Source organism: Pseudomonas sp. ASL3 (assembly GCF_056680425.1).
The window spans coordinates 4,919,391-4,943,857 of the sequence record NZ_CM155281.1; the positions used below are offsets into that span (position 1 = coordinate 4,919,391).

Annotated in this window: 17 protein-coding genes; 6 read left to right on the forward strand and 11 right to left on the reverse strand. The window is 59.6% G+C overall.

The features are described from left to right. Positions 1-2 precede the first annotated feature (2 nt). The 4 genes from AC1MEE_RS22740 to amaB form a co-directional block, all read right to left on the reverse strand. On the reverse strand, positions 3-917 hold the full coding sequence (locus tag AC1MEE_RS22740; RefSeq protein WP_480416307.1) for an ABC transporter permease subunit: 915 nt from the start codon (positions 915-917) through the stop codon (positions 3-5). Between the two features lie 191 nt (positions 918-1,108). Beyond that, on the reverse strand, positions 1,109-2,242 hold the full coding sequence (locus AC1MEE_RS22745) for an ABC transporter substrate-binding protein (protein ID WP_480411782.1): 1,134 nt from the start codon (positions 2,240-2,242) through the stop codon (positions 1,109-1,111). Between the two features lie 378 nt (positions 2,243-2,620). After that, positions 2,621-3,904, reverse strand: coding sequence for an L-pipecolate oxidase (amaA, locus tag AC1MEE_RS22750; RefSeq protein ID WP_480411783.1), 1,284 nt, complete (start codon positions 3,902-3,904; stop codon positions 2,621-2,623). Between the two features lie 170 nt (positions 3,905-4,074). Next, a complete protein-coding gene (gene amaB / locus AC1MEE_RS22755) occupies positions 4,075-5,565 on the reverse strand; it encodes an L-piperidine-6-carboxylate dehydrogenase (protein WP_480411784.1) in 1,491 nt (496 codons plus the stop codon). Positions 5,566-5,759: 194 nt separating this feature from the next. On the opposite strand from amaB, the gene AC1MEE_RS22760 reads away from it, so the two are divergent. The 5 genes from AC1MEE_RS22760 to AC1MEE_RS22780 all read left to right on the forward strand — a co-directional run bounded on the left by AC1MEE_RS22760 (position 5,760) and on the right by AC1MEE_RS22780 (position 11,884). Continuing rightward, complete coding sequence (locus tag AC1MEE_RS22760; protein ID WP_480411785.1) at positions 5,760-6,662, forward strand: LysR family transcriptional regulator; 903 nt, start codon at positions 5,760-5,762, stop codon at positions 6,660-6,662. A gap of 50 nt (positions 6,663-6,712) precedes the next feature. After that, the gene (gene pncB, locus AC1MEE_RS22765) at positions 6,713-7,957 is read left to right on the forward strand and encodes a nicotinate phosphoribosyltransferase (protein ID WP_480411786.1); all 1,245 of its coding nucleotides are present in this window, start codon (positions 6,713-6,715) and stop codon (positions 7,955-7,957) included. Positions 7,958-7,960: 3 nt separating this feature from the next. Beyond that, positions 7,961-8,788: an ammonia-dependent NAD(+) synthetase gene (gene nadE, locus AC1MEE_RS22770; protein WP_480411787.1), complete on the forward strand. Its 828-nt coding sequence runs from the start codon at positions 7,961-7,963 to the stop codon at positions 8,786-8,788. A gap of 550 nt (positions 8,789-9,338) precedes the next feature. Continuing rightward, entirely contained in the window at positions 9,339-10,673 is a 1,335-nt protein-coding gene (locus tag AC1MEE_RS22775; RefSeq protein WP_480410955.1) for an IS110 family RNA-guided transposase, read from the forward strand. Between the two features lie 185 nt (positions 10,674-10,858). Further along, positions 10,859-11,884, forward strand: a complete 1,026-nt coding sequence (locus tag AC1MEE_RS22780; protein ID WP_480411788.1) for a 2-oxoadipate dioxygenase/decarboxylase family protein — start codon at positions 10,859-10,861, stop codon at positions 11,882-11,884. 37 nt (positions 11,885-11,921) lie between these two features. Here AC1MEE_RS22780 and AC1MEE_RS22785 read toward each other — a convergent pair whose 3' ends face one another. The 3 genes from AC1MEE_RS22785 to azu form a co-directional block, all read right to left on the reverse strand. Continuing rightward, the gene (locus tag AC1MEE_RS22785; RefSeq protein ID WP_480416309.1) at positions 11,922-13,016 is read right to left on the reverse strand and encodes a methyl-accepting chemotaxis protein; all 1,095 of its coding nucleotides are present in this window, start codon (positions 13,014-13,016) and stop codon (positions 11,922-11,924) included. Between the two features lie 16 nt (positions 13,017-13,032). Continuing rightward, on the reverse strand, positions 13,033-13,548 hold the full coding sequence (locus tag AC1MEE_RS22790; protein ID WP_480411789.1) for a Tar ligand binding domain-containing protein: 516 nt from the start codon (positions 13,546-13,548) through the stop codon (positions 13,033-13,035). Positions 13,549-13,860: 312 nt separating this feature from the next. Then, positions 13,861-14,307 carry an azurin gene (azu, locus tag AC1MEE_RS22795; RefSeq protein ID WP_480411790.1) on the reverse strand — a complete coding sequence of 149 codons (447 nt, stop codon included), beginning with the start codon at positions 14,305-14,307 and terminating at the stop codon, positions 13,861-13,863. A 448-nt stretch (positions 14,308-14,755) separates the two neighbouring features. On the opposite strand from azu, the gene AC1MEE_RS22800 reads away from it, so the two are divergent. Continuing rightward, positions 14,756-14,941 carry a hypothetical protein gene (locus AC1MEE_RS22800; RefSeq protein WP_480411791.1) on the forward strand — a complete coding sequence of 62 codons (186 nt, stop codon included), beginning with the start codon at positions 14,756-14,758 and terminating at the stop codon, positions 14,939-14,941. Between the two features lie 75 nt (positions 14,942-15,016). Here the strand turns inward: AC1MEE_RS22800 and AC1MEE_RS22805 are convergent, their stop codons facing one another. From AC1MEE_RS22805 to AC1MEE_RS22820, 4 genes are all read right to left on the reverse strand, one after another. Next, a complete protein-coding gene (locus AC1MEE_RS22805; protein WP_480411792.1) occupies positions 15,017-15,925 on the reverse strand; it encodes a transglutaminase family protein in 909 nt (302 codons plus the stop codon). Then, a complete protein-coding gene (locus tag AC1MEE_RS22810) occupies positions 15,925-18,411 on the reverse strand; it encodes a circularly permuted type 2 ATP-grasp protein (RefSeq protein WP_480411793.1) in 2,487 nt (828 codons plus the stop codon). The genes AC1MEE_RS22805 and AC1MEE_RS22810 overlap by 1 nt, the downstream gene beginning before the upstream one ends. Positions 18,412-18,510: 99 nt before the next feature. Further along, positions 18,511-21,798, reverse strand: a complete 3,288-nt coding sequence (locus AC1MEE_RS22815) for a transglutaminase family protein (protein WP_480411794.1) — start codon at positions 21,796-21,798, stop codon at positions 18,511-18,513. Positions 21,799-22,130: 332 nt separating this feature from the next. Beyond that, a complete protein-coding gene (locus tag AC1MEE_RS22820) occupies positions 22,131-24,431 on the reverse strand; it encodes a YgiQ family radical SAM protein (RefSeq protein WP_480411795.1) in 2,301 nt (766 codons plus the stop codon). Positions 24,432-24,467: the final 36 nt, after the last annotated feature.

Below are 24,467 nucleotides of genomic sequence, written 5' to 3' on the forward strand. Positions count from 1 at the left end.
ACTTATACCTTCGCCACGAGTGGGCGACCCAACAGGCCTTGAGGACGGAAAATCAGGATCAGTACCAGCAGCGAGAAGCTGAAGACGTCCTTATAGTCAGAGTTGATCACGCCGGAAAACAGCGACTCGGAAATCCCGAGGATGATCCCGCCGAGCATCGCGCCAGGCAGCGAACCAATCCCGCCGAGCACCGCAGCGGTGAAGGCCTTGATGCCGATCACGAAGCCTGCGTAGAAATCGAAGGTGCCGTAGTTCACCGTGATCAAGACACCGGCCAGCGCAGCCATGGCGGCACCGATGATGAATACGTAGGAGATCACCCGGTCGGTATTGATCCCGAGGATCGAGGCCATCTTGCGGTCTTGTTGGGTCGCACGACACATGCGCCCCAACTTGGTGTATTTGATGACGTAGGTCAGCAGGGCCATCCCGACAAACGCTGCGATCAGGATAAAGATCTTGGTGTAGGTGATCTGCACAAAACCGGTACCGATATCAAATCTCAGTCCACCGCTCAGCAGCGTAGGGATGCCCTGTTGTCGTGAGCCCTGAGCGATCTGTGCGTAGTTTTGCAGGATCAGAGAAACGCCGATAGCACTGATCAGCGGTGCCAGTCGGGTGGAGTTGCGCAGCGGTTTGTAAGCGATGCGTTCGATGACCCAGCCATACACACCGGTCACGAAGACAGTGAACAGCAGCGTACCGAGAATCAGCAGCGGAAAGGATTCGACACCGAAGTAGGACAGTAGAGCCAGGCTGATCGCCGCGAGGTACGCGGAAATCATATAAACCTCGCCGTGGGCGAAGTTGATCATGCCAATGATGCCGTAGACCATTGTGTAGCCGATGGCGATCAGGCCGTAGACCGACCCGAGGGTCAGACCATTGATTACTTGTTGCAGGAAAATACCGTCCATCATGCACTCTCACATACTTGAGAGGCCACCGCGAACCCGGTGTCGATGAGCCCTTGTGAGGCGCACCTGGCCGGGTTCATGTGGCTCAGAAGAAAAATACCGGGCCGGCACGATTGCAGAACCCATTACCAAAGCCAGACCTGCGCCCCACGACTTATATCGAGAGACCCAGGCCTGGCGATGCGTTTATCTCACTTCTGTGTTTCCAGCTGGTGGTATTTGCCCGCAGCATCCCACTGGTAAACCACGTAGTCGGAGATTTTCAGGTCGCCCTTCTCATCCCATTCCTTCTTGCCCATCACGGTTTCCACCGAGTGCGCCTTGAGCCATTTGCTGGCGTCTTCGCCTTTGTTCGACTTGGCACCGTTAAAGCCGGCAGCCAGGGCTTGCACCGAGGCGTAGGCGTACAGGGTGTAGCCTTCAGGCTCGTAACCGGACTTGCGGAAGGTGTCTACGACAGCCTTGCTGTCTGGAATCAGACGCGGGTCAGCACCAAAGGTCATGTACACGCCGTTGACGTACGGAGCACCACCGGCAGTGGTGACCATTTCGTCAGTCACGATGCCGTCATCGGACATGAACTTGACGTCTTTCAGACCTTGCTCACGCAGTTGGTGGACCAGTGGGCCGGCTTCCGGGTGCAGGCCGCCGAAGTAAAGGACATCGGCCCCTACCGAACGGACTTTGGTGATCAGGGCGCTGAAATCTTTCTCGCCGCGGGTCAGACCTTCTTCCAGAACCGGCTTCACGCCACGTTTGGTCAACTGCTTGGCAGTCGCGTCCGCCAGACCTTTACCGTAGGTGTCTTTGTCATTGATAACGGCAACTTTCTTGCCTTTCAGGACGTCGACGATGTAGTTACCCGCGACGATACCTTGCTGGTCATCACGCCCGCACAAACGCAACATGGCGGGCAGGCCGCGCTCGGTGACCGCCGGGTTGGTGGAGCCTGGGGTAATCGCAATGATCCCCGCATCGGAATACACCTCAGAAGCAGGAATGGTCGACGACGAGCAGAAATGCCCGACGACGCCTATTACCTTGTCCTGTGTCATTTTGTTCGCTACGGCCACCGCCTGTTTCGGTTCGCAGGCGTCATCGCCCTGGACCAGTACGATTTTTTCACCGTTGATGCCGCCCTTGGCGTTGATCGCATCCGCAGCAGCTTGCGCGCCTTTCATGTATTGCAAGCCGAAGGAAGCGTTTGCGCCGGTCATTGGACCTGCTACGCCAATTTTGACATCTGCCTGAGCAAACGAAGAAACACCCAATGCAGTAGCGACTGCGAGTGCCAGAAAACCTTTCCTGTAAAACGTCTGCGACATGTGATGGTGCTCCTGAGGTTTTTTAGTTAGCACAGCAACTTCAGCGGAAGCTTTGATTCAGCTACAAGCGCAGAGCAAGTGGCGTGCCATAGGTTTTTTATTCTGAAAAAAGTCGTTGTTTTGTTGTTATTCGACCGTTTTGTGCCCTTTTTTATTAGGCGTGCAACCGTCTAAACCGGAACAGGTACAACCCTCCCCATAAAAAAGAGCAACCCTTGTCGGGAAAACTTGCAACCCATGCAAGCGACCCTGTGCAACCCACCTGTAACAGTATGCGTCACCGAAGTGCACACCCGCGGTGCGCGACCGCTACGGGACGCACCACCAGAGGGTAGTTGGTGCGCGAAAAAAGCGCCGCTGGATGCCGGAAAATTCTCGTCAAATCACGATCCGCAAGCACTGGCCCGCGTGATACAGCGAAAATCCTGCCTCATACAGCGCACTGCGCAACCCGACACCGGCCAAGGGTTGCATTGGCGCAAAAGGAATCGGCAACGCCTTGGCATCACCGTGGCACACATAGTCGGCAAACGCCTTGCCCACCACGGTGCCAGTGGTATTACCGCGGCCGTTGTAACCGGTGACCGCCACCAGACCCGGCGCCGGCTCGAACAGCCGCAACAAGTGGTCAGGGGTAAAGGCGATGGTGCCGGTCCAGGTGCATTCCCACTCCACCGGTTTCAGGTACGGGAAGTAATGCTGCTGAACGCGGTCGGCCCATGCTTTGAGGAACCAGGCCGGTTTCTGATTGCCGTTGCCCAGGCTGCCTAATAACAGACGGCCATCGGCGTCGCGGCGAATGCTGCTGAGTACCTGGCGCGTGTCCCAGGAACCCTGGCCACCGGGCAAAATCTGCTGAGCGGCGTCTTCGGTCAGCGGCACCGAGGCGACCTGATAGTAATAACCGGGGAAAAAGTTGCGGCGCAGCTCGGTCCATTCGCCCTCGGTGTAGGCGTTGGAGGCCATGACCACGTTCTCGGCCAGTACCGAGCCGTGTTCGGTGATGACGCACCAGCGATCACCTTGGCGTTCCAGACGGGTCACCGGGGAGTGATCGAAAACCTGTCCGCCTAGACCGACAACGGCCTTGGCGAGACCGCTGGTATAGGCCATCGGGTTGAATGTGCCGGCGCGGCGATCCAGCAGCGCGGCAGAAATTTTCTGAGTACCGGTGGCTTGTTGGCAAGCCTTGCCTGTCAGCAGCTCGACCGGCGCACCCCGGCGCTTCCATTGTTCTTCACGGCTGCGCAGATCGGCTTCGCCACGGGCGTTGTGCGCCATGTGCAGCGTGCCTTCACGGCGCAACTGGCAATCGATGCCATATTTATCGATCAGGCTGAACACCAGCGATGGCGCGGCGCCGAGCATCTGATTCAACTGGCTGCCGATTTCTTTGCCGAATCCGGCCTCGATCTCGTCCGGTGGAATCCACAAGCCGGCATTGACCAGCCCGACATTGCGCCCCGAACCACCGTGACCGGTGCGATGGGCCTCGAGTACGGCGACCCGCTTGCCCTGCTCCAACAAATGAATCGCTGCCGACAACCCGGTGATGCCCGCGCCAATCACGCACACATCGACCGTCAATTCACCCTTGAGCGCCTCGGCCTCAGGCCGTTGCGGTGTCAGTTTTTCCCACAGACATTCTTCGCGTAGCGGCATCGCAAAACCCCGAAAAGAGACAGCGCTTTTTCTGTTGCCTTCGAACAAACCCTGTAGGAGCTGCCGCAGGCTGCGATAAGGTCGGTACGACCTTCTGCGTTTTTGATCGCAGCGACCGGTTCCCGGTCAATCGCAGCCTTCGGCAGCTCCTACAAAAACCGACGCCTCAATCAGTCGAAAGTAATACCCTGCGCCAACGGCAATTCCAAGGAGTAATTCACGGTCGCGGTCTGGCGACGCATGTAACCGCGCCAAGCATCCGAGCCGGACTCACGACCGCCACCGGTTTCTTTCTCACCACCGAAAGCACCACCAATTTCCGCACCGCTCGGGCCGATGTTGACGTTGGCGATCCCGCAGTCGCTGCCCAGCGCCGAAATGAACTGCTCGGCTTCACGCACGTCCGTGGTGAAAATGCACGACGACAGACCTTGTGGCACGGCGTTGTTCAGGCGCACGGCGTCAGCGAACTCGTCATAACCCACCACGTACAGAATCGGGGCGAAGGTTTCGGTGCAGACCACGTCGCTTTGCTCAGGCATTTCGACGATGGCCGGAGACACGTAATACGCGCTCGGGAATTGCTCGGCCAACTGACGTTCGCCGCCGAATACTCGACCACCTTCGCTCAGTGCCTGCTCCAGGGCGTCCTGCATACTTTCGTAGCTGTGCTTGTCGATCAACGGACCCACCAGATTGCCTTCCAGTGGATGACCGATGCGCACTTTGGCGTAGGCGGTTTTCAAGCGGCTGACGATTTCGTCCTTGACCGATTCGTGGGCGATCAAGCGACGCAAGCTGGTGCAACGCTGACCGGCCGTACCGACGGCGCTAAACAGAATGGCGCGTACCGCCAAGTCGAGGTCGGCGCTTGGGCCGAGGATCATTGCGTTGTTGCCGCCCAGTTCAAGAATGCTGCGGGCAAAACGTGCGGCGATTTTTGGTGCGACTTCGCGGCCCATGCGCGTACTGCCGGTGGCACTGATCAGCGCCACACGCGGGTCGTCCACCAGTGCTTCACCGGCGTCACGACCACCAATCACCACCTGGCTCAGGTAAGCCGGTGCGTCAGGGAAGTGCTTGAGTACGCCTTCGAACAGCGCCTGGCAAGCCAGTGCGGTCAGCGGGGTTTTCTCCGACGGTTTCCAGATCACGGCATTGCCGCAGACCAGCGCCAGCGCGGTGTTCCAGGCCCAGACCGCCACCGGGAAGTTGAACGCACTGATCACGCCCACGACGCCCAGCGGATGCCAGGTTTCGCGCATGTGGTGGCCAGGGCGTTCGGAAGCGATGGTCAAACCGTACAACTGGCGTGACAGGCCGACAGCGAAATCGCAAATGTCGATCATTTCCTGCACTTCACCCAGACCTTCCTGGGTGATCTTGCCGGCTTCCCACGACACCAGTTCACCCAGCTCGGCCTTGTGCTTGCGCAGGGCTTCACCGAACAGGCGCAGCAATTCACCACGCCGCGGCGCCGGGACTTTACGCCAGGCTTCGAACGCGTTTTCGGCACGGGTGACCTGTTGCTCGACTTCCGCTCGCCCTTCCCAATGCACGGACGCGATACGGCTGCCATCGACAGGGGTGTGCACGGCCTGATCGCCTTTCTGGTACAGGGCAGGGTCGACACCGAGACGGTTGAGCAAGTCGGTAATCATGGTTTCTCCTTGGATTGGAAATGGAATGCGGAAATCGAAAGCGTAATTCAAGATCCGGGTAATGCATCAGGCTCTACTAATAACTGGCCTGAGACTTGCGAACAAACGACCATTAGGCGAGATATCATTCCGTTTATTCATGCTGCCCCTCCCGCTAGCATCCTGGCAGTGTAGAAAAACAAAAAGGCCTGTCCATGCTCAACAAACGTCATCTGCCATCGATCACCGCACTGCAATGCTTTGAGGCGGTGACCCGGCACCTGAGTTTCACCCGCGCCGCCGAAGAGCTGAACCTGACCCAAAGCGCCGTCAGCAAGCAAGTCGCGCAGCTCGAAGAACTGGTGCAACACTTGCTGTTTCGCCGCGTGCGTCGGCGCTTACAGCTGACCCCCGCTGGCGCGTTGTACTTGGGCGAAGTACGCAAAATCCTCACGCAGGTGGAGATGTCCACTCTCTACCTGCGCTCCTACGGCGGTGAAACCGAGGTGCTGCGCGTGTCCACCCCGCCCACCTTCGGCGCCCGCTGGCTGGTGCCCAGGCTCAAAGGCTGGCGACTGCGCCATCCGCATATCCATCTGGACCTGATCAGCGAGCAGGAACCCGACGACCTGATTCAGGGCCGCTGTGACCTCGCGTTCTACTTCGGTCAGGGCGCCCGCCCCGGCGCCGAGTCGGTGAAGCTGTTCGGCGAAGAGCTTATTCCTGTCTGCGCCCCCGGCAGCATGCCGGACAAGCCGTTCACCGATCCGACACAACTGAGCGAGCTGGTGTTGCTGCAAAACGCCTCACGGCCGCAAGCCTGGCACGAGTGGTTCGACAGCCAGGGCTATCAGACCGAACACAGCTACCACGGACCGCGTTTTGAAACGTTCTACATGTGCATTCGTGCAGCCCAGGTCGGATGCGGGGTCGCGCTGCTCCCCAGGTTTCTGGTCGAAGAAGAGCTGGCGGACGGAAAACTGATCATCCCCTGGCCCCACGCCCTGCCCAGCCATGACGCCTACTACATGGCCTACCCGGAGCACACGGCTGAAGTGCCGAAAATCCGCGATTTCGTGCGCTGGATGCTGGAACAGTTGGATAACCCGGCAAGTTAAGGGCGACAATGCGAACCCAACCACACCGGCTGCTCTGGAGACCTGAGAACATGAGTGAGAGCGCCTTCTCCGATCGCATCGTGCAGAACCTGCTCGACACCGACTTCTACAAGCTGACCATGATGCAAGCGGTGTTGCACAACTACCCCAACGTCGATGTGGAGTGGGAGTTTCGTTGCCGCAATGGCGAAGACCTGCGGCCTTATCTGGCCGAGATTCGTCATCAGATCGAGCTGCTCTGCGAGCTGTCCATGAGCGTCGATCAGCTGGGTTTTCTTGAGCGCATCAGCTTTATGAAGCCTGATTTTCTGCGTTTCCTCGGCCTGTTCCGCTTCAACATGCGCTATGTACAAACCAGCATCGAAGACGGTGAGCTGTGCATCCGTCTGCAAGGCCCGTGGTTGCACGTGATTCTGTTTGAAGTACCGCTGCTGGCGATTGTCAGTGAGGTGCGCAACCGCAGTCGCCACCCGGATACATTACTCGTACAGGCCCGCGACCAGTTGTATCGCAAATTCGACTGGCTGCGCGCCAATGCCTCCGGCGATGAGCTGGCGGAACTGAAAGTGGCAGACTTCGGCACCCGCCGACGGTTCTCCTACCGCGTGCAGGAGGAAGTGGTCACGGTGCTCAAGCGCGACTTCCCCGGCCAGTTCGTCGGCACCAGCAACGTGCAACTGGCGCGTAAACTGGCCCTCAAACCGCTCGGGACCATGGCCCACGAATGGATCATGGCCCACCAGCAGCTTGGCCCGCGCCTGATCGATAGCCAGATTGCCGCGCTCGATTGCTGGGTTCGTGAATACCGTGGCCTGCTGGGCATCGCCCTGACCGACTGCATCACCACCGATGCTTTCCTCAGCGACTTCGATCTGTACTTCGCCAAGCTGTTCGACGGCCTGCGCCATGATTCCGGCGACCCGGTGCAGTGGGCCGAAAAATGCATAGCCCATTACCAGAAGCTCGGCATTGACCCTATGAGCAAGACACTGGTGTTTTCCGACGGCCTGAACTTGCCCAAAGCACTGGAAATATTCCGTGCGCTACGCGGCCGCATCAACGTCAGCTTCGGCATTGGCACCAACTTGACCGCCGATATTCCAGGTGTCGAGCCTATGAACATCGTGCTTAAAATGACCGCCTGCGCGGGTCAGGCGGTGGCGAAAATCTCTGACGAGCCCGGCAAGACTCAATGCAAGGACCCGAACTTCGTCGCGTACATGCGTCACGTGTTCAAGGTGCCTGAGAGCCCTGCTTCAAAACCATTCGTTTCCTCACAACCTGTCAAGGAGTGAATCATGCAAGCCGTACAGCTCCAGATTGCTGAACAGCTCAAGGTCCAACCGCCTTTCGCCGACCAGAACGCGCTTGAAGCCGAGGTCGCCCGACGGATCGCCTTTATCCAGCAGTGCCTGCAGAACGCCAGGCTCAAGACGCTGGTGCTGGGCATCAGTGGTGGCGTCGATTCGCTGACCGCGGGCTTGCTCGCTCAGCGCGCCGTAGAGCAATTGCGCAAAAGCACCGGGGATGACAGCTATCGGTTCATCGCCGTGCGCCTGCCGTATCAGGTTCAGTTCGACGAGCACGATGCTCAGGCGTGTGTCGAATTCATTGCGCCGGACGAGTCACACACGGTCAACATCGGCCCATCGGTGCAGGCCCTGACCGCCCAGGTCAAGGCGTTCGAAGGTCAACACGCCAGCGCCGTGGATTTCGTGACGGGCAATACCAAGGCGCGGATACGCATGGTCGCGCAATACACCATCGCTGGCGCCCGTCAGGGTCTGGTGATCGGTACCGACCACGCGGCGGAAGCTGTGATGGGCTTTTTCACCAAGTTCGGCGATGGCGCCTGCGATCTGGCACCGCTCAGCGGGCTGGTGAAAAATCAGGTCCGGGCTATCGCTCGCAGCTTCGGCGCGCCTGAGTCGCTGGTGGAGAAGGTGCCTACCGCCGACCTTGAAGACCTGGTACCCGGCAAACCGGACGAAGCCTCCCACGGCGTCACTTATGCCGAGATCGATGCCTTCCTGCACGGTCAGCCAGTGCGCGAAGAAGCCTTCAACATCATTCGCGACACCTACGCCAAGACCCAGCACAAACGCGAGCTGCCGTTCGCGCCGTAAGACCGATTCGCAGGCAAGCCTGCTCCCACATTAGAGATCGCGTCAATCCTGTGGGAGGTCTCGCCGCGTCTTCGACGCCGCGCTGTCGCGCAGCAAACTCGGTCGCGATTCTGCCCGGAGGGCGTAGGAGCTGACTTGTCTGCGAAAAGGGCCGAAGGACCTTCCGACGATGGTGGATTCACCATTTTTGCCAGCGCTTCGCACTGGATCGCAGACAAGTCAGCTCCTACAGGGGGTCAGCGTTAGGCTGAAAATTGCATAAAAATTATGCTTTATTTTCAATGATTTATGCGTTGTTTGATGGGAGGCCTCGCCGCGTCTTCGACGCCGCGCTGTCGCGCAGCAAACAGGGGCACGTCGTAGAATCGAAGTGCGCGCGGGGACCAAGACCGTAGCCATCACTGGTGTGTACGCACCCGCATGGGAGAGTGGTCCGCACGGTATCGGCGTGGAGTCGTTGTCGGCACAGCAAGCTGTGACCACGTATGAGAGAGTGAATCCATTCGCCACCGTGCTCCCCGCGCGCCCCTCAATCCTGCGAGGAATTGTCATGGCGCGCAAGAACCAGCAGAAACGTTTTGAAGTGGTTCACCCTCATTGTGCGGGTATCGATATTGGCAGTCGCGAGCATTGGGTGGGGGTCAACCCCGACCAGAGCGACACCCCTGTCCGCTCGTTTAAAACGTTCACCGACGAGTTGCTCGCATTAGCCGATTGGCTCGAAGCGTTGAAGATCAATGTCGTGGCCATGGAGGCAACCGGGGTCTACTGGATACCGCTGTTTGAAATCCTCGATGCACGGGGCTTCGAGGTGTATTTGGTGAACTCCCGCGCCACCCGCCAGACCTCCGGGCGCAAATCCGATGTGCTGGACTGCCAGTGGATTTGGCAGCTCATGACCCACGGCTTGCTCAGAGGCGCCTTTCGGCCCGCCGACGACATTTGCTCGATGCGCTCTCTGGTTCGCCAGCGCGCAATGAAAGTTCGCGATCAGGCCAAGAGCGTCAATCGCATGCAGAAAGCCTTGACCCAGATGAACATCCAGCTAGCCACTGTCATCAGTGACATCACCGGCCTGACGGGCAAGAAAATCCTCAACGCGATCATCGGCGGCGAGCGTGATCCGTACGTATTGGCCGGTTTTCGAAACGGTCACATCAAGGCCGATCATGAAACCATTGCCCGCAGCCTGCGCGGTAACTGGCGAACCGAGCATCTGCATGCCCTGGCTCAGGAAATGGCGACGCATGATTTTCTGGAACAGCAAATTGCCGAATGCGATCAGGCCATCGCTCACGCCATTGATCGACTGCCGGTATTGAACGATGAACCTCTGCCGCCGGCCAAGACACTGCGCAGCCCGCACCGCTCGTCAGCCGAGCAAGCCCGTTTGCACCGTGCGCTGGGAAAAATAATGGGCGTTGATTTGACCGCTATTCCCACCATCGGCGTCGAAACCGCTTTGGCACTGGCGAGCGAAATCGGGCCTGATTTATCGCGATTTCCCACGCAACAACACTTCTGTTCCTGGCTCGGCCTGGCACCTGCGACCCGGATATCCGGCGGCAGGCAGCTGCCTGGTAGTCCGCCAAAGGTCTCGAATCGAGCCGCGCAGGCCTTGAAGCAGGCCGCGTCCAACGCGCGCAACGACAAGAGCTTCATCGGCGCCAGCCATCGAGCCCGGTTGGCGCGCATGGATACCGCGTGCGCCATCAAAGCCACCGCGCATCAACTGGCCCGCCTGATCTACGTCATGTTGACCAAAGGCCAACCCTACGTGGAGCGAGGTATGGAAGCCTATGAAGCCGAGAGTCGACACCGTCAACTGCGTGCCCTGGAACGCAAGGCACACAAGCTTGGGATGCAGTTAGTTATGGCCAAATAAAAGGCATAAAAAACAATGCGTTATTTTTTGTTTGATGAGAGCAGGCTTGCCTGCGAAAGGCGCAACGCGGTGTATCTGACTGAGCAATAGAAAACGGAATGAACCTGCCGTTTTTTTTCGCTTGCCGGGCTTTGCCATCAACGCTTTCATAGGGGCCTCTTTTTCACAGTTAGAGCCCCTTGCCCATGTCCTCCTTCGAAGGCCTTTTTTCGCTCGTCGCGTCCGTCGTCGGCCAACCCGCTGCGCAGTGGCTTGAAGCCCATGTCGAAGTGCCTGAAGGATTACAGGCCTTCAGCTGGAGCGAGACCGCGCTGCATCGGGTGTGGCTGGCGGAAGCATTGAATCTGTGTCTGTTTCACAAACTGGTGGAAGCCGTGCCCGCAGGCCGTCTGTATGTCGGTGAACAGGCCGAGCAAGGGCGCAAAACGCTGTTCGATCACGGCGCCATTCGTACGGTGGACTGGGTCGAGAACGGTGAACTGCCCCGTGGTCGCCAGGCCTTCGCCCGTTTGCTGGAACCGCTGGGTTTTACCGATGTGCGCACTTACCCACTGACCAAACTGAACATGACCGGCTGGGGCTATCGCCAGCAGGATCTGCCGGAAGACATTGCCCAGTTCTTCGTTTCCGAGCTGCATCCCGGCCGTTTCAGCGAAGCGTTTCAGGCGGCAGTTGGCCGCGTGGTCAGCTCCAGCCGTGACCCGCTGAACGCCGAACACCTGAGCATCCTCAAACGTCTGCAACTGACCCGCCATTGCACGTTGAAAGAAGCCTACCACCTGCTGCCGGGGCTGTATGAAGCGTTCGGTCGTCAGCATGGCGTGGTGCAGCAGGCAGATTATCTGCAACTGCTCAGCGAGAGCGCGGAAATGGCCTGGATCGCCACCGAAGGCAACAGCTTCAATCACCTCACTGACCGGGTTGCCGATCTTGAGGCCGTAGTGGTTGAGCAGAACCGCAAAGAGCGGCCGATGAAGGACAGCATCGAAGTGTCCGCGTCAGGCCGAGTGATGCAGACCGCCTATAAAGCGTGCACCGTGAAGCGCGTACTGGCGGGCGCCAACGGCCAACTGCACGAGCATCAGGTGCCGGGCTCGTTTGTCGAATTCATCCAGCGCAAGATCGACCCGGCCAACGATAGGCTCGATCTCAACTTCGACAGCAGTAATGCTCAGGGCATCTTCAAGATGACCGATTCAAAGCAGTCCTGATCAACAGTCTTCTGCGCCGCGCGGCAATCCTCAGGGCTTAGATCTGAAAGCGCTTGACCAGGGTATTAAGCTCCACCGCCAGGCGCGAGAGTTCGTTGCTGGCGGCACTGGTCTGGTGCGCACCGGCGGCGGACTGGGCTGACAGATCTCGGATGTTCAGTAGGTTGCGGTCCACTTCACGGGCAACCTGAGCCTGTTCTTCCGCCGCGCTGGCGATCACCAGATTACGCTCGTTGATTCCGCCGATGGCCGAGTAGATGCCTTCGAGCACCCTGGCCGAGTCTTGGGCGATCTCCAGCGTCGTCTGTGCCAGGACAGCGCTGGACTGCATGGATTCGACAGCGACCTGGGTACCACCCTGTACGCTGACGATCATTTTCTCGATTTCGTGCGTCGACTCTCGCGTCCGGAAGGCCAATGTACGCACTTCATCGGCGACTACAGCGAAACCACGACCGGCCTCGCCTGCGCGGGCAGCCTCGATAGCGGCATTGAGGGCCAGCAGGTTAGTCTGCTCGGATATCGAGCGAATCACCTCCAGCACTTTGCCGATATCACGAACCTGGCCGGCCAGTTGCTGGATACGCTCGGCACTGCCTTGCACTTCCTTGGCCATGGCATGGGTGCCGCTGATGTTCTCATGGACCTGCTGACGGCTCTGCTCGGCCAATCGGTTCGAGTCATTGGCTGCCTGGGAAGTCGACACAGCATTACGTGCCACTTCCTCCACGGCGGCGGTCATTTGCGTCACCGCTGAGGCCGCCTGTTCAAGCTCCAGATCCTGCTGCAGCAGGCCACGGCTGCTTTCTTCTGTCACCACGCTCAACTCTTCGGCGGCGGAGGCCAACTGGGTGGCAGAGTTGGTGATCTGAGTGATGGTCGCGCGCTGGCTTTGCTGCATGCGCTGCAACTCGGCAAACAGTTGACCGATTTCGTTGCGACTGCGTACCTCTACCGGCAAGGTCAGGTCGCCACTGGCGATACGCTGAAAATGCTGCCTGACTTCTTGTAGCGGGCGCAGCACCCGGTTGGCGATAAAGCTCCAGCACAGCGCTGCCAACAACAGGGTAATGATGCCCAACCCCACGGTCAGAGCTTTCGCCATGTTCAAGCGTTGCGCCGACTGCGTCATGATCTCCCGGCTACGGTCATTCAAGGAATCCACGAGCGTCTGACGCAAGCTTCTGGAGCCTGCCCATGGCTGCGGTAGCCTCGACGTTGACGTGGAAATACTGCTCCAGCGAGTTGGCACGGGTGGCTTCGCGCTGCCCGGCGACGGCCCGGCCGTAGTCGGCGAAGGCCGTCTTTAGCTGTGCCGCCAACTCAATGCGCTCAGGGCTCAGCATGTGGTCGGCGAGACCTGCGATCAGCGTTTCGGTATTGCGCATCAACTCTTCTGAAAGTGCGAGCCGAGTCACCGCGCTGTCTACCCGCCCGCCTTGCTGCTCAATGAATGCCGACGAAACGTTGGCACTCGCACGGATAGCCAGAAGCAGCGCATTGTTGAGATGGTCGGCCTGGATCGCAGTGCTATTCAACTCTGTGATCTGCTCGTCACTGCCTACCGCAGATCGCCAGGCACTGAGCGTCGAAAACAACAAGGCAGCGACGAACAGCAGCAGTACCCACAACATGCCGGTGCGGACTTTGAGATCGGTGAACATGATAGGCAGGACTCCTTGGGAGCAGAGAGGGTTGGCGATAACGGGTCTATCGGGCTTGGGCGCCACGGACTTGAGGTCGATTTATCGCTTTTGGGCGATTACCGCCCCATCTTCAAAGCGGCGCGATTGCGGTACGCGAGGTGCTGCAAAAGGGCGTGCAGGCGTTTCCCGAGTGCGGGGAAAGGAATATCGCGGGGGGGAAGCAACTGTTGGGCAAGACCATCCGCATGACGTTCAGGATGGCTGAAGAGTCATAGCCCGACGCAGGGTCGGGCCATGATGCAATACGTGCCCGTTGCTTCAGAACAAAAGTTATTTCAGGACAACAGCGCCTTTCATCATGCTGTTGTGGCCTGGGAACGAGCAGAAGAACTGATAGGTTTCCCCTGCACTGAGTTTCGAGACATCGAAGGTCACCGAGTCTTTTTCGCCAGCACCGATGATTTTGGTGTGGGCAATGATCCGCGAGTCGCCGTCTTTCAGGTAGTTCTTGTCGATACCAGCAGCCATACCGTCAGTTGCAATACCTGCCATATCACTCGCTTTGCTCAGGATCCAGTTATGGCCCATGACGTTTTTCGGCAGGCTGCCGGAGTGGGTCAGATTCACGGTGAAGGTCTTGCAGCTTTTGTCGATGGTGATTTCTTGGGTGGTGTAAGACATCTGGTCCGTGGAATCGATATCAACCTTGCACTCCGCCGCCAACAGGTGGCCACTCACTAGCGTCAGTAGGGATATCGCGACAAGTTTGCGAATCATGATGAATCTCCAGGGCAGGACGTTATAAAAATTATTTTGAAGAAGATTGCCTAGTGGAAGACTGCCTGATTCGCGCGCAAGTTCCAATGACCTGCGTCAACGCAACGCAGGCCAGCGCCTGGCTATCGACGCCATCGAGACAATCAACCAGCCAGGCAAGTGGCGCCGCCATAACATAGGGCCATCATCACTCACTGGAGCGCACATCATGCACCTCAATAGTCTGTTTCGCCGCTTGCTTGCCGCGTATGCCTGCGGTGCCAGCGGTACCTATGAACGCCGTGACGATCAGCCCGAGCGTGACTAGCGTGGACTAACCTGCGCCACAAAAGCTGACCTGACCAGCCTATTGAACATCGCGCGCAGACCGTTGGGCACACAACGCCGTGTGCCCGATCCCGTTCTCAGGCAGAATGGCGGCATTTCCAGCCTACACAGAGGATCGCCCATGGCTAAACCTAACTATTCCTTCGCCAAACGTCAGAGAGATCTGGCAAAAGAGCAGAAGAAAGAGGAAAAGCTGCAGAAAAAGAATGCCGCCCTGACTGAAACCGGCACAGAAGGCGAAACCGTTGAAGGCCAAGAGCCTGCCGACGACGCTGAGGCGACTCCAGAGCAAAAGCCTGCCAGCTGAAACCGCAGGGCTTCGCCAATCGACGAAGCCCCTACGCCACGCCTGTCGCTCAAGCGGCAGGCCGCGGCAAAACCGCTAAAACGTACTCAACCCGGTGCTGACCGGCATCACTGTCACCTGAACCTCCGGGTCATGAGTGCCTCCCCCCAGAATCACCCCACGCAACGGCGACACATCGGAGAAATCACGGCCCCAGGCCAGGCTGATGTGCTCCAGTGCCGGCTGCACATTGTTGGTCGGATCAAAATCGACCCAACCCAGCACCGGACAAAACACCGACACCCAGGCGTGCGACGCATCCGCACCGATCATCCGCGGCTGGCCAGGTGGCGGTTGGGTCAGCAGATAGCCGCTGACATAGCGCGCCGCCAGGCCGCGTGAACGCAGGCAGGCCAGCATCAAGTGAGCAAAGTCCTGGCACACTCCGCGGCGGTTTTCCAGCACCTCGACCAGCGGCGTTGCCACCTGAGTGGCTTCAGCGTCGAAGGTGAACTCATCAAAAATCTTCTCCATCAACGCCTGCACGCACAGCAGTAGCGGCCGATCGAGGGGGAAACAGCTCGCGGAAAAATCGACGAACGTCTGTTTCAAATGCACGTACGGCGATTCGAAGCGGTACCGGCACGCTTCAAGAATCGCCGGCGACATCGGCTGACCGCTGTAGGTCAACGCGCTGCGTGTGGCGTCCCAGTCGGCAGACAACTGAAAGTCCAGCGACGGCCGGGCCAACACTTCGACCCGCAGCCGCGCGTTGACCTGCAATTCGTCGTGCGGCCTTTCGAACGCCAGACGTGTCAGCGGATTGCCGAACACATCCAGTTCGTCCCGACGGTAGGTCGGCGTTGGATTGATCAACAATTCCCGCTCGGTGCAACGCTGCCAGGTGCAAGGCCGTGGCCACAAATGAGCAAGCTGCTGCGCCAGGGACACCGGGCTGTCGTATTTGTAGTGAGTGTCGTGAAAAATCTGGTAATGGGCGCTCATCAAACGGACACCGTGCGCTGGCTGACATCATCGACATGGGCAAAATGGCGCAGGGCCAGACGGTCCGACACCTGTCCGCTGGTCTCGCCAATGCTTTGCAGCAAATCGGCCAGGCCATCGAGCACGGCACGCACGCTGCTTTGGCCAAATAGCGGATTCTCCAGATTGCCGAGATCGAAAATCGACAGACGCTGGATCAACAACGGCAGGCTGGTATCACGAGGCGCGCCGAAGTCTTCGTTCAACCGGGTCAGCGAACGCGACACCAGCTTGAGCTGGAACAACACCGCATGCGGGTTTTGTTCGTCGAGCAGGAGCAAGTCGAGCACCGGAATCAGTTGCGGCACGGCCAGATAACGCGAGCGATAGGTGATGCTGCTGTTGCCCAGCTCCAGCAGCCATTCCAGGCCGGCTTGATCGTTCACGGCGGCATCCCGCAGGAACGCCGCCAGACTGATGCTGAGAAATTGCAGACGCTCGATGCGCCGGCCGATCATCAAAAAGCGCCAGCCTTCATCACGGGTCATGTCGTCCAGGGCAAAACCGGACAAGGCGGCCAGCGACATCACCAGACGGTTGAGGAAATCCAGCAACTCGCCGAGATCGGGCTCATCGGTTTCCAGGCTCAGGGCTTCGCGTTGCAGCTCGACCAAAGCCTGCCAGTTTTCCCGCGACAGCTTGCCGCGCACTTGCGATGCCGCCCACTGTAAACGCTGCAGGTTGGCTCGCAGGCTGAACGACCAGTCTTCACCCAGCAGCGCCGCAAGCAGCCGCTCGTGCAGCTCGCCCTCTTCCGGCAGCAGGTTGAGCGTTTCGCCCAGCGCCACCGCCGCTTGCAGGGCCAGTGGATCATCGCCATCGACATAGCGCCCGAGCATGATCCGCAGCAGCCGCGCGCTGTCATCGCAACGCTCGCAGTAGCGACCGAACCAGTACAGGTTCTCCACCACCCTCGATGGCAGATAAGGGTCACGACGAACCAGGTCGTGCACACCGAGGGGGCGCTGACCTTTCCAGGGTTTGACCCCGTGCGCACGCTCGCCCAACACCCACGTATCCTTGCTCGCACCGCCGCGCTGCATCGACACCACGTCGGCATCGGCTTGCGCGGCGACCCGGGTCAAACCGCCTGGCAACACCCGATACCCGTCAGCGCTGGCAACGGCATACACCCGCATGCCAATCGCCCGAGGTTGCAGTTTACCGCCATCGGCTTGCCAGACCGGCGCATGGGACAGCTGCGCCAGCTCCTGTGCGACGTAGGCATAAGGCCGTGCCTGCATCCGCGCGGCCAATGCCTGACGCTGCTCGGCATTCAAATCGCGGCCGAACACCGGCGCAAAACTTTGTGACGGAAACGCCGGCTTGATCAATAGTTCGGGGAGTTTTTCCAACGCCTGGGCCAGCACAGGAGGCTCACCGCACCACCAGGTCGCCACAGACGGAAGAATCAATTCTTCGCCAAACAGGTGCTGATTGATTTTCGGCAAAAAGCCCAGCAAGCCCGGCGACTCCAGAACCCCACTGCCCAGGGCGTTGGCGACCAGCACCCGTCCCTGGCGTACCGCCTCCAGCAAGCCGGGAACACCCAGCGCTGAGTCAGTGCGCAATTCCAGCGGGTCGCAGAAGTCATCATCGAGACGACGCATGATCGCGTGAACCCGACGCAGACCGCTGAGGGTTTTCAGGTAGACCGTGGCGTCGCGCACCGTCAGATCGCCGCCTTCGACCAGCGGATAGCCAAGCTGGCGAGCCAGATAAAGGTGTTCGAAGTAACTTTCGTTGAAACGACCGGGGGTCAACAGCACCACCAGCGGCGCTTCCTTGTCGCTGGGTGCCTGGCGCGCCAGCGTCTCCTGCAAGGCGCGGAAAAAGCCTGCCAGATGCTGCACCTGCAAGTCGCGGTACAAGTCTGGAAAAGCCCGCGACACGATCTGCCGGTTCTCCAACGCATAACCGGCACCCGAGGGTGCCTGCGTGCGGTCGGCAGTCACCCACCAGCGACCGTCCGGAGTGCGCGCCAGATCCACGGCGTACATGTGCAGGAACATGTCTTCGGGCGGTTTCACGCCCTGACACGGCCACAGATAGTTGTTGTGCCCGAACACCAGTTCGGCCGGCAACAAGCCATCGGCGATCAACTGCTGCGGGCCGTACAGATCGGCCAACACTGCATTCAGCAGCCGTGCCCGCTGAGCAATGCCAGCGGCGACTGGTGCCCATTCCTGGGCCGGAATCAGGTGCGGCAGCAGATCCAGCTCCCAGGGCCGGTCTGCGCCTTTTGGATCGGCGTAGACGTTGTAGGTCACACCGTTTTCTTGAATCTGCCGGGAGAGCAACGCCTGGCGCTGCATCAATTGCGCGGGCGTGCTGCGTTGCAGATGCTCATACAGAAGCTGCCAATGCGGCCGAACGGCTCCGCTGGCATCGAGCATTTCGTGATAAGTACCCGCGGTGAGCGGATAGCGGTCAAGCAGGTCAGGCATGAAGGGCTCGGCAGGCAGCGAAGGATGTCAGATTAGCGCAGAAGAATGACACGCGGATAGGCGAACCCTCCGCGTGACATCGCCCTGAATCAGCTTGTTTTAATGGCGACGCATATCCAGCGTCATGGGCAGTTCATCATTGAGGGTCAACAACGGCACTGGCAGCTTGCCGGGGCTATGACCGAGGCGGAAGAAGCGCGACAGACGCCGGCTTTCGGCCTCATTGGCATTGACCGGCAACGTCTCGTAATTGCGCCCACCGGGATGCGCGACATGGTACTCGCAGCCACCCACGGAACGCTGCATCCAGGTGTCGAGCAGGTCGAACACCAGCGGCGCATGCACCGGGATGGTCGGCTGCAGACAGTTGGCCGGTTGCCAGGCCCGATAACGCACCCCGGCGACGAACTCGCCGACACGCCCGGTCGGTTGCAGCGGTACCGGGATGCCATTGCAGGTCAACATATAGCGCTGCGGCGGCAAGCCGTTGAGCTTGACCTGCAAGCGTTCCAACGACGAATCGACATAACGCACCGCGCCACCGGCAGCGCCCTCTTCGCCCAGTACATGCCAGGGCTCCAGCGCCTGACGCAATTCCAGTTCAATGCCGCTGACGGCGTAATCACCGACTTTCGGGAAGCGAAACTCCAGATGCGCGGCAAACCATTCGGCACGCAGCGGATAACCGGCGGCATTCAGTTCAACGATGACATCGGCAAAGTCCTGCTCGATAAAGTGCGGCAGCATGAAGCGGTCATGCAGCTCGGTGCCCCAACGCGCCAGCTTGGCCGGTGCATAAGGTTCACGCCAGAAGCGTGCGACCAGCGCCCGCAGCAATAACTGCTGGGCCAGACTCATGCGGGCATGGGGCGGCATTTCAAAGGCACGCAGCTCCAGCAGACCCAGACGTCCCGTCGCACCGTCCGGCGAGTAGAGCTTGTCGACACAGAACTCGGCCCGGTGAGTGTTGCCGGTGACGTCGATCAGCAGATTGCGCAACAGCCGATCCACCAGCCACGGAGCGCACTCTTCGCCGGGTTCCGGCATCTGGGCGAAGGCGATTTCAAGCTCGTACAACGAGTCGTTTCGCGCCTCATCCACACGCGGCGCCTGGGAAGTCGGGCCGATGAACAAGCCGGAAAACAGGTACGACAACGACGGATGGTTGTGCCAATAGCTCAGCAGACTGCGGAGCAGATCCGGACGGCGCAAAAACGGTGAATCCGCAGGCGTCGCGCCACCGAGGACGAAGTGGTTACCGCCGCCCGTACCGGTGTGACGGCCATCGATCATGAATTTTTCGGTGGTCAGCCGGGTTTGCCGGGCCTGTTCGTAGAGAAACTCGGTGCGCTCGACCAACTCGTCCCAACTGGAAGAGGGCTGCACGTTGACTTCGATAACGCCCGGATCAGGCGTGATGCGAAAGTTCGCCAGGCGCGGATCGCTGGGTGGCTCATACCCTTCGAGCAACACCGGGCAGTGCAGCTCCTCGGCAGTGGCTTCGATGGCATTGACCAGCTCAAGGTAATCCTCCAGCTTCTCCAGCGGCGGCATGAACAGATACAACCGCCCTTCCCGGGCCTGCGCACAGAGCGCCGTGCGGGTCAGCCAGTCCGCCGATTCGTCGATCTTCGGCACACGCTCTTCGACGCCAGCGTTTTGTGCGCTCAGGCTGCTGAATTGCGCCTGCATCGGCGCGTCAGACAGCGGCGGGAAGTCCTGATTGTGGTCGGTGGGATGAATGAACGGGTACTCCGCTGCCTTGACCCAAGGTTGCGAGGCCAGCGGCAGCCGATAACCCAGCGCGGAATCTCCCGGCACCAGCCGACAATGATTGTCGCGCAGGAACCAGCGACCGCTCTGCCAGTGATCACCCGCAGCATTGCGGGCCAGCGGTAGAACCTGACCAATGACCTTGTCCAGGCCCTGAGCAAAGACTTTGCGCAGTCGCGCACGCTCCAGCTCGTCGCCCAGCCGCGAATCCTCGGCGTTGACGTTGACCGGCAACGCGCCTTCACGCCACAGGTAATAGAAATTGTCTTCATAGGCCGGGAATACGAAACGGGCAGGCAGCTTCAGGCGTTCAGCGACGCTGGCGAGGAAACGCCCAGCCATTTCGCCATCGGCGCCGTAGTCTTCGGTCTCATCAGCGATCAAGGCGTTGTTGCGCCACACCGGCTGCCCATCACGACGCCAGAAGCAATTCAGCGACCAACGCGGCAGTTGCTCGCCGGGGTACCACTTACCCTGACCGAAATGCACGATCCCCAGCGGCGCATAGTGTTTGCGCATGCGCTGATACAGCTCGGCCGACAATTTTCGTTTCTTCGGCCCCAGCGCGGCGGTGTTCCACTCATCGCCATCACGATCATCGATAGAGACGAAGGTCGGCTCGCCGCCCATGGTCAGGCGCACGTCATCGGCGAGCAGATCGGCATCGATCTGCCGACCGAGGGCCTGAATCGCCAGCCATTGTTCTTCGCTGTACGGTTGGGTGACGCGCGGCGCCTCCCATATCCGCTCGACCGACATTTCGTGGGTGAACTCGGTCTCGCAGGGTTCGACCAACCCACTGATCGGTGCAGCAGAAGACGGCTCGGGGCTGCACGCCAACGGAATATGGCCTTCGCCGGCGAACAAACCGGACGTTGCATCGAGTCCGACCCAACCGGCACCGGGCAGGTAAACCTCACACCAGGCGTGCAGATCGGTGAAATCGACATCGGTGCCGGACGGCCCGTCGAGCGCTTCGACATCAGCCTTGAGCTGGATCAGGTAGCCAGACACAAAACGCGCCGCCATGCCCAGATGGCGCATCAACTGCACCAGCAGCCACGCCGAATCACGGCATGAACCGGAAGCGTTTTCCAGGGTGAATTCAGGTGTCTGAACGCCCGGTTCCATACGAATCAAATAATCGATGTCCTGGCTCAAGCGCTGATTCAGCGCCACCAGAAAATCGATGGTCGGCAGCGGCGTGCGATCGATGCTCGCCAGATAGGCCGCAAACTTCGGTGTCAGCGGCAGCTTTTCCAGGTACGGCGCCAGCTCACGTTGCTCGTCGGCGGCGTAGATAAAGGGGATTTTTTCCGCGTAGGGCTCAAGGAAAAAGTCGAACGGATTGAACACCGCCATCTCGGCGACCAGATCAACCTCGACCCGCAACTCGTTGGTTTTCTCAGGGAAAACCAGGCGGGCCAGGTAATTGCCTTGCGGGTCCTGCTGCCAGTTGATGAAGTGCTGCTCGGGCAGGACTTTCAGCGAATACGACAAAATCCGCGTACGGCTATGGGCCGCCGGGCGTAGACGCACAATCTGCGGGCCAAGTTCGACCGCTCGGTCGTAACGGTAATGCGTGACATGGTGCAAGGCGATATGAATCGACACGGCGTGCCTCCTGCGAGCCTGGACGGTAACGGAACCGCGCAAGACTTATGCCATCCCGGCAAATACGGCGGTTCCTGAGTACAGCGGCAACGCTGGGCACCAATAAAGCGCCGCGCCTGCCCTGCGGTGCAAGCGTTGCACAGAAAAAGGGCGAGACAGGAGAGAATTTTTACGGAGGGGGCTTCGACACCGATCCCTGTAGGAGCTGCCGAAGGCTGCGATCGACCGGGGACCGGTCGCAACGTCTGAATAGCGATGAAGGCCGTTCCGGCCTTTTCGCAGCCTTCGGCAGCTCCTACAGGGGATCACGCATCCACTGTAGGAACGATCAGTTAACGCGGAACGACTGGCTTGCGCTTAGGCGGTTTCGGACCCTTGCCCTTGGCCGCGTCGATGCGTTCTTTGGTCGCTTGCTTGTTACGAGCAAACGCAGCCGCCTTGGCCTCTTCGCGCTTGTCCCACGGGTTGCCGCCATCACTGGCGCGTGGAGGCAGGCCGGTGTGTTGGGTCTGGATCAGCGTGGTCTTGCCAACCTTGTGGCTGCCGACCGGCGTCGAGTTTTTACGACGAGCGCTCTGGTAGTCGTCGGTCGCGGGCTGGTGCAACGGAATCAGCTGGTTCTTGCCCGGCCCGATCAAGTCGGAACGGCCCATGCGCGTAAGGGCTTCACGCAGCATTGGCCAGCCTTTCGGGTCGTGGTAACGCAGGAACGCCTTGTGCAGCCGACGTTGCTCTTCGCTTTTGACGATGGTGACCGCGTCGCTCTTGTAGGTCACCTTGCGCAACGGGTTCTTGCCCGAATGATACATGGCGGTGGCAGTCGCCATCGGCGACGGGTAGAACGCCTGCACCTGATCGGCGCGGAAACCATTGCCCTTGAGCCACAGGGCCAGGTTCATCATGTCTTCATCGGTGGTGCCAGGGTGGGCCGCGATAAAGTACGGAATCAGGTACTGCTCTTTACCGGCTTCTTTCGAGTACTTCTCGAACATGCGCTTGAACTTGTCATAGCTGCCAATGCCCGGTTTCATCATCTGGTTGAGCGGACCTTCCTCGGTGTGTTCCGGGGCGATCTTCAGGTAACCACCGACGTGGTGCGTCACCAGCTCTTTCACGTATTCCGGCGACTCGACCGCGAGGTCGTAACGCAGGCCGGAGGCGATCAGGATCTTCTTCACGCCCGGCAAGGCACGTGCGCTGCGATACAGCTGAATCAGCGACGAGTGGTCGGTATTCAGGTTCGGGCAAATACCGGGGAACACGCAGGACGGTTTACGGCACGCGGACTCGATCTCAGGGCTCTTACACGCGATGCGATACATGTTCGCGGTCGGGCCACCAAGGTCGGAAATGACGCCGGTAAAGCCTGGCACCTTGTCGCGAATCTCTTCGATTTCGCGAATGATCGACTCTTCGGAACGGTTCTGGATGATCCGGCCTTCGTGCTCGGTGATCGAGCAGAAGGTACAGCCGCCGAAGCAGCCGCGCATGATGTTCACCGAGAAACGAATCATGTCGTAGGCCGGGATTTTTTCCTTGCCGTACGCCGGGTGCGGGATGCGCGCGTAGGGCATGCCGAACACGTAGTCCATTTCTTCGGTGGTCATCGGAATGGGCGGCGGGTTGAACCAGACGTCCACTTCACCATGTTTCTGCACCAGCGCACGGGCGTTGCCCGGGTTGGTTTCCAGGTGCAACACACGGTTGGCGTGGGCATACAGAACGGAGTCGGCACGAACCTTCTCGAACGACGGCAGACGAATCACGGTCTTGTCGCGAGTCATCCGCGGGCTGGCCAGCAGTTGCACGACCTTGGCTTCGTTCGGATCTTCAACCGGCCCCTTCTCCTGCTCGATGGCGCAGGCCTGGGTGTCCTGGGTGTTGACGTACGGGTTGATGATCTTGTCGACCTTACCCGGACGATCGATACGCGTGGAGTCGACCTCGTACCAGTCTTTCGGCGTGTCACGGCGAATGAACGCGGTGCCGCGCACGTCGGTGATGTCTTCGATCTTGTGACCGTAGGACAGACGCTGGGCAACCTCGACAATCGCGCGTTCGGCGTTGCCGTACAGCAGGATGTCGGCGCAGGCGTCGATCAGGATCGAGTTACGTACCCGGTCCTGCCAGTAGTCGTAATGCGCGATGCGACGCAGCGAGGCTTCAATGCCGCCCAGTACGATCGGCACATGCTTGTAGGCTTCCTTGCAGCGCTGGCTGTACACCAGACTGGCGCGATCCGGACGCTTGCCGGCCATGCCGCCTGGCGTGTACGCGTCATCGGAGCGGACTTTCTTGTCAGCGGTGTAGCGGTTGATCATCGAGTCCATGTTGCCGGCCGCGACACCGAAAAACAGATTCGGCTCACCGAGCTTCATGAAGTCGTCTTTGGACTGCCAGTTAGGCTGGGCAATGATCCCGACGCGGAAGCCCTGAGACTCCAGCAGCCGGCCGATGATCGCCATGCCGAACGACGGATGGTCAACGTACGCATCACCGGTGACGATGATGATGTCGCAGGAATCCCAGCCAAGCTGATCCATTTCTTCCCGGCTCATGGGCAGGAAAGGCGCTGGTCCGAAACATTCGGCCCAGTACTTGGGATAGTCGAAAAGCGGCTTGGCTGCTTGCATGTGGGTAACCGATTTAATCAGTGAATTTCGCGGGCG

Bases quoted from the DNA above. Each gene is read 5' to 3' on its own strand.
- AC1MEE_RS22740 (WP_480416307.1), bottom strand. From the start codon at position 917: ATGGACGGTATTTTCCTGCAACAAGTAATCAATGGTCTGACCCTCGGG.
- AC1MEE_RS22745 (WP_480411782.1), bottom strand. From the start codon at position 2,242: ATGTCGCAGACGTTTTACAGGAAAGGTTTTCTGGCACTCGCAGTCGCT.
- amaA (WP_480411783.1), bottom strand. From the start codon at position 3,904: ATGCCGCTACGCGAAGAATGTCTGTGGGAAAAACTGACACCGCAACGG.
- amaB (WP_480411784.1), bottom strand. From the start codon at position 5,565: ATGATTACCGACTTGCTCAACCGTCTCGGTGTCGACCCTGCCCTGTAC.
- AC1MEE_RS22760 (WP_480411785.1), top strand. From the start codon at position 5,760: ATGCTCAACAAACGTCATCTGCCATCGATCACCGCACTGCAATGCTTT.
- pncB (WP_480411786.1), top strand. From the start codon at position 6,713: ATGAGTGAGAGCGCCTTCTCCGATCGCATCGTGCAGAACCTGCTCGAC.
- nadE (WP_480411787.1), top strand. From the start codon at position 7,961: ATGCAAGCCGTACAGCTCCAGATTGCTGAACAGCTCAAGGTCCAACCG.
- AC1MEE_RS22775 (WP_480410955.1), top strand. From the start codon at position 9,339: ATGGCGCGCAAGAACCAGCAGAAACGTTTTGAAGTGGTTCACCCTCAT.
- AC1MEE_RS22780 (WP_480411788.1), top strand. From the start codon at position 10,859: ATGTCCTCCTTCGAAGGCCTTTTTTCGCTCGTCGCGTCCGTCGTCGGC.
- AC1MEE_RS22785 (WP_480416309.1), bottom strand. From the start codon at position 13,016: ATGACGCAGTCGGCGCAACGCTTGAACATGGCGAAAGCTCTGACCGTG.
- AC1MEE_RS22790 (WP_480411789.1), bottom strand. From the start codon at position 13,548: ATGTTCACCGATCTCAAAGTCCGCACCGGCATGTTGTGGGTACTGCTG.
- azu (WP_480411790.1), bottom strand. From the start codon at position 14,307: ATGATTCGCAAACTTGTCGCGATATCCCTACTGACGCTAGTGAGTGGC.
- AC1MEE_RS22800 (WP_480411791.1), top strand. From the start codon at position 14,756: ATGGCTAAACCTAACTATTCCTTCGCCAAACGTCAGAGAGATCTGGCA.
- AC1MEE_RS22805 (WP_480411792.1), bottom strand. From the start codon at position 15,925: ATGAGCGCCCATTACCAGATTTTTCACGACACTCACTACAAATACGAC.
- AC1MEE_RS22810 (WP_480411793.1), bottom strand. From the start codon at position 18,411: ATGCCTGACCTGCTTGACCGCTATCCGCTCACCGCGGGTACTTATCAC.
- AC1MEE_RS22820 (WP_480411795.1), bottom strand. From the start codon at position 24,431: ATGCAAGCAGCCAAGCCGCTTTTCGACTATCCCAAGTACTGGGCCGAA.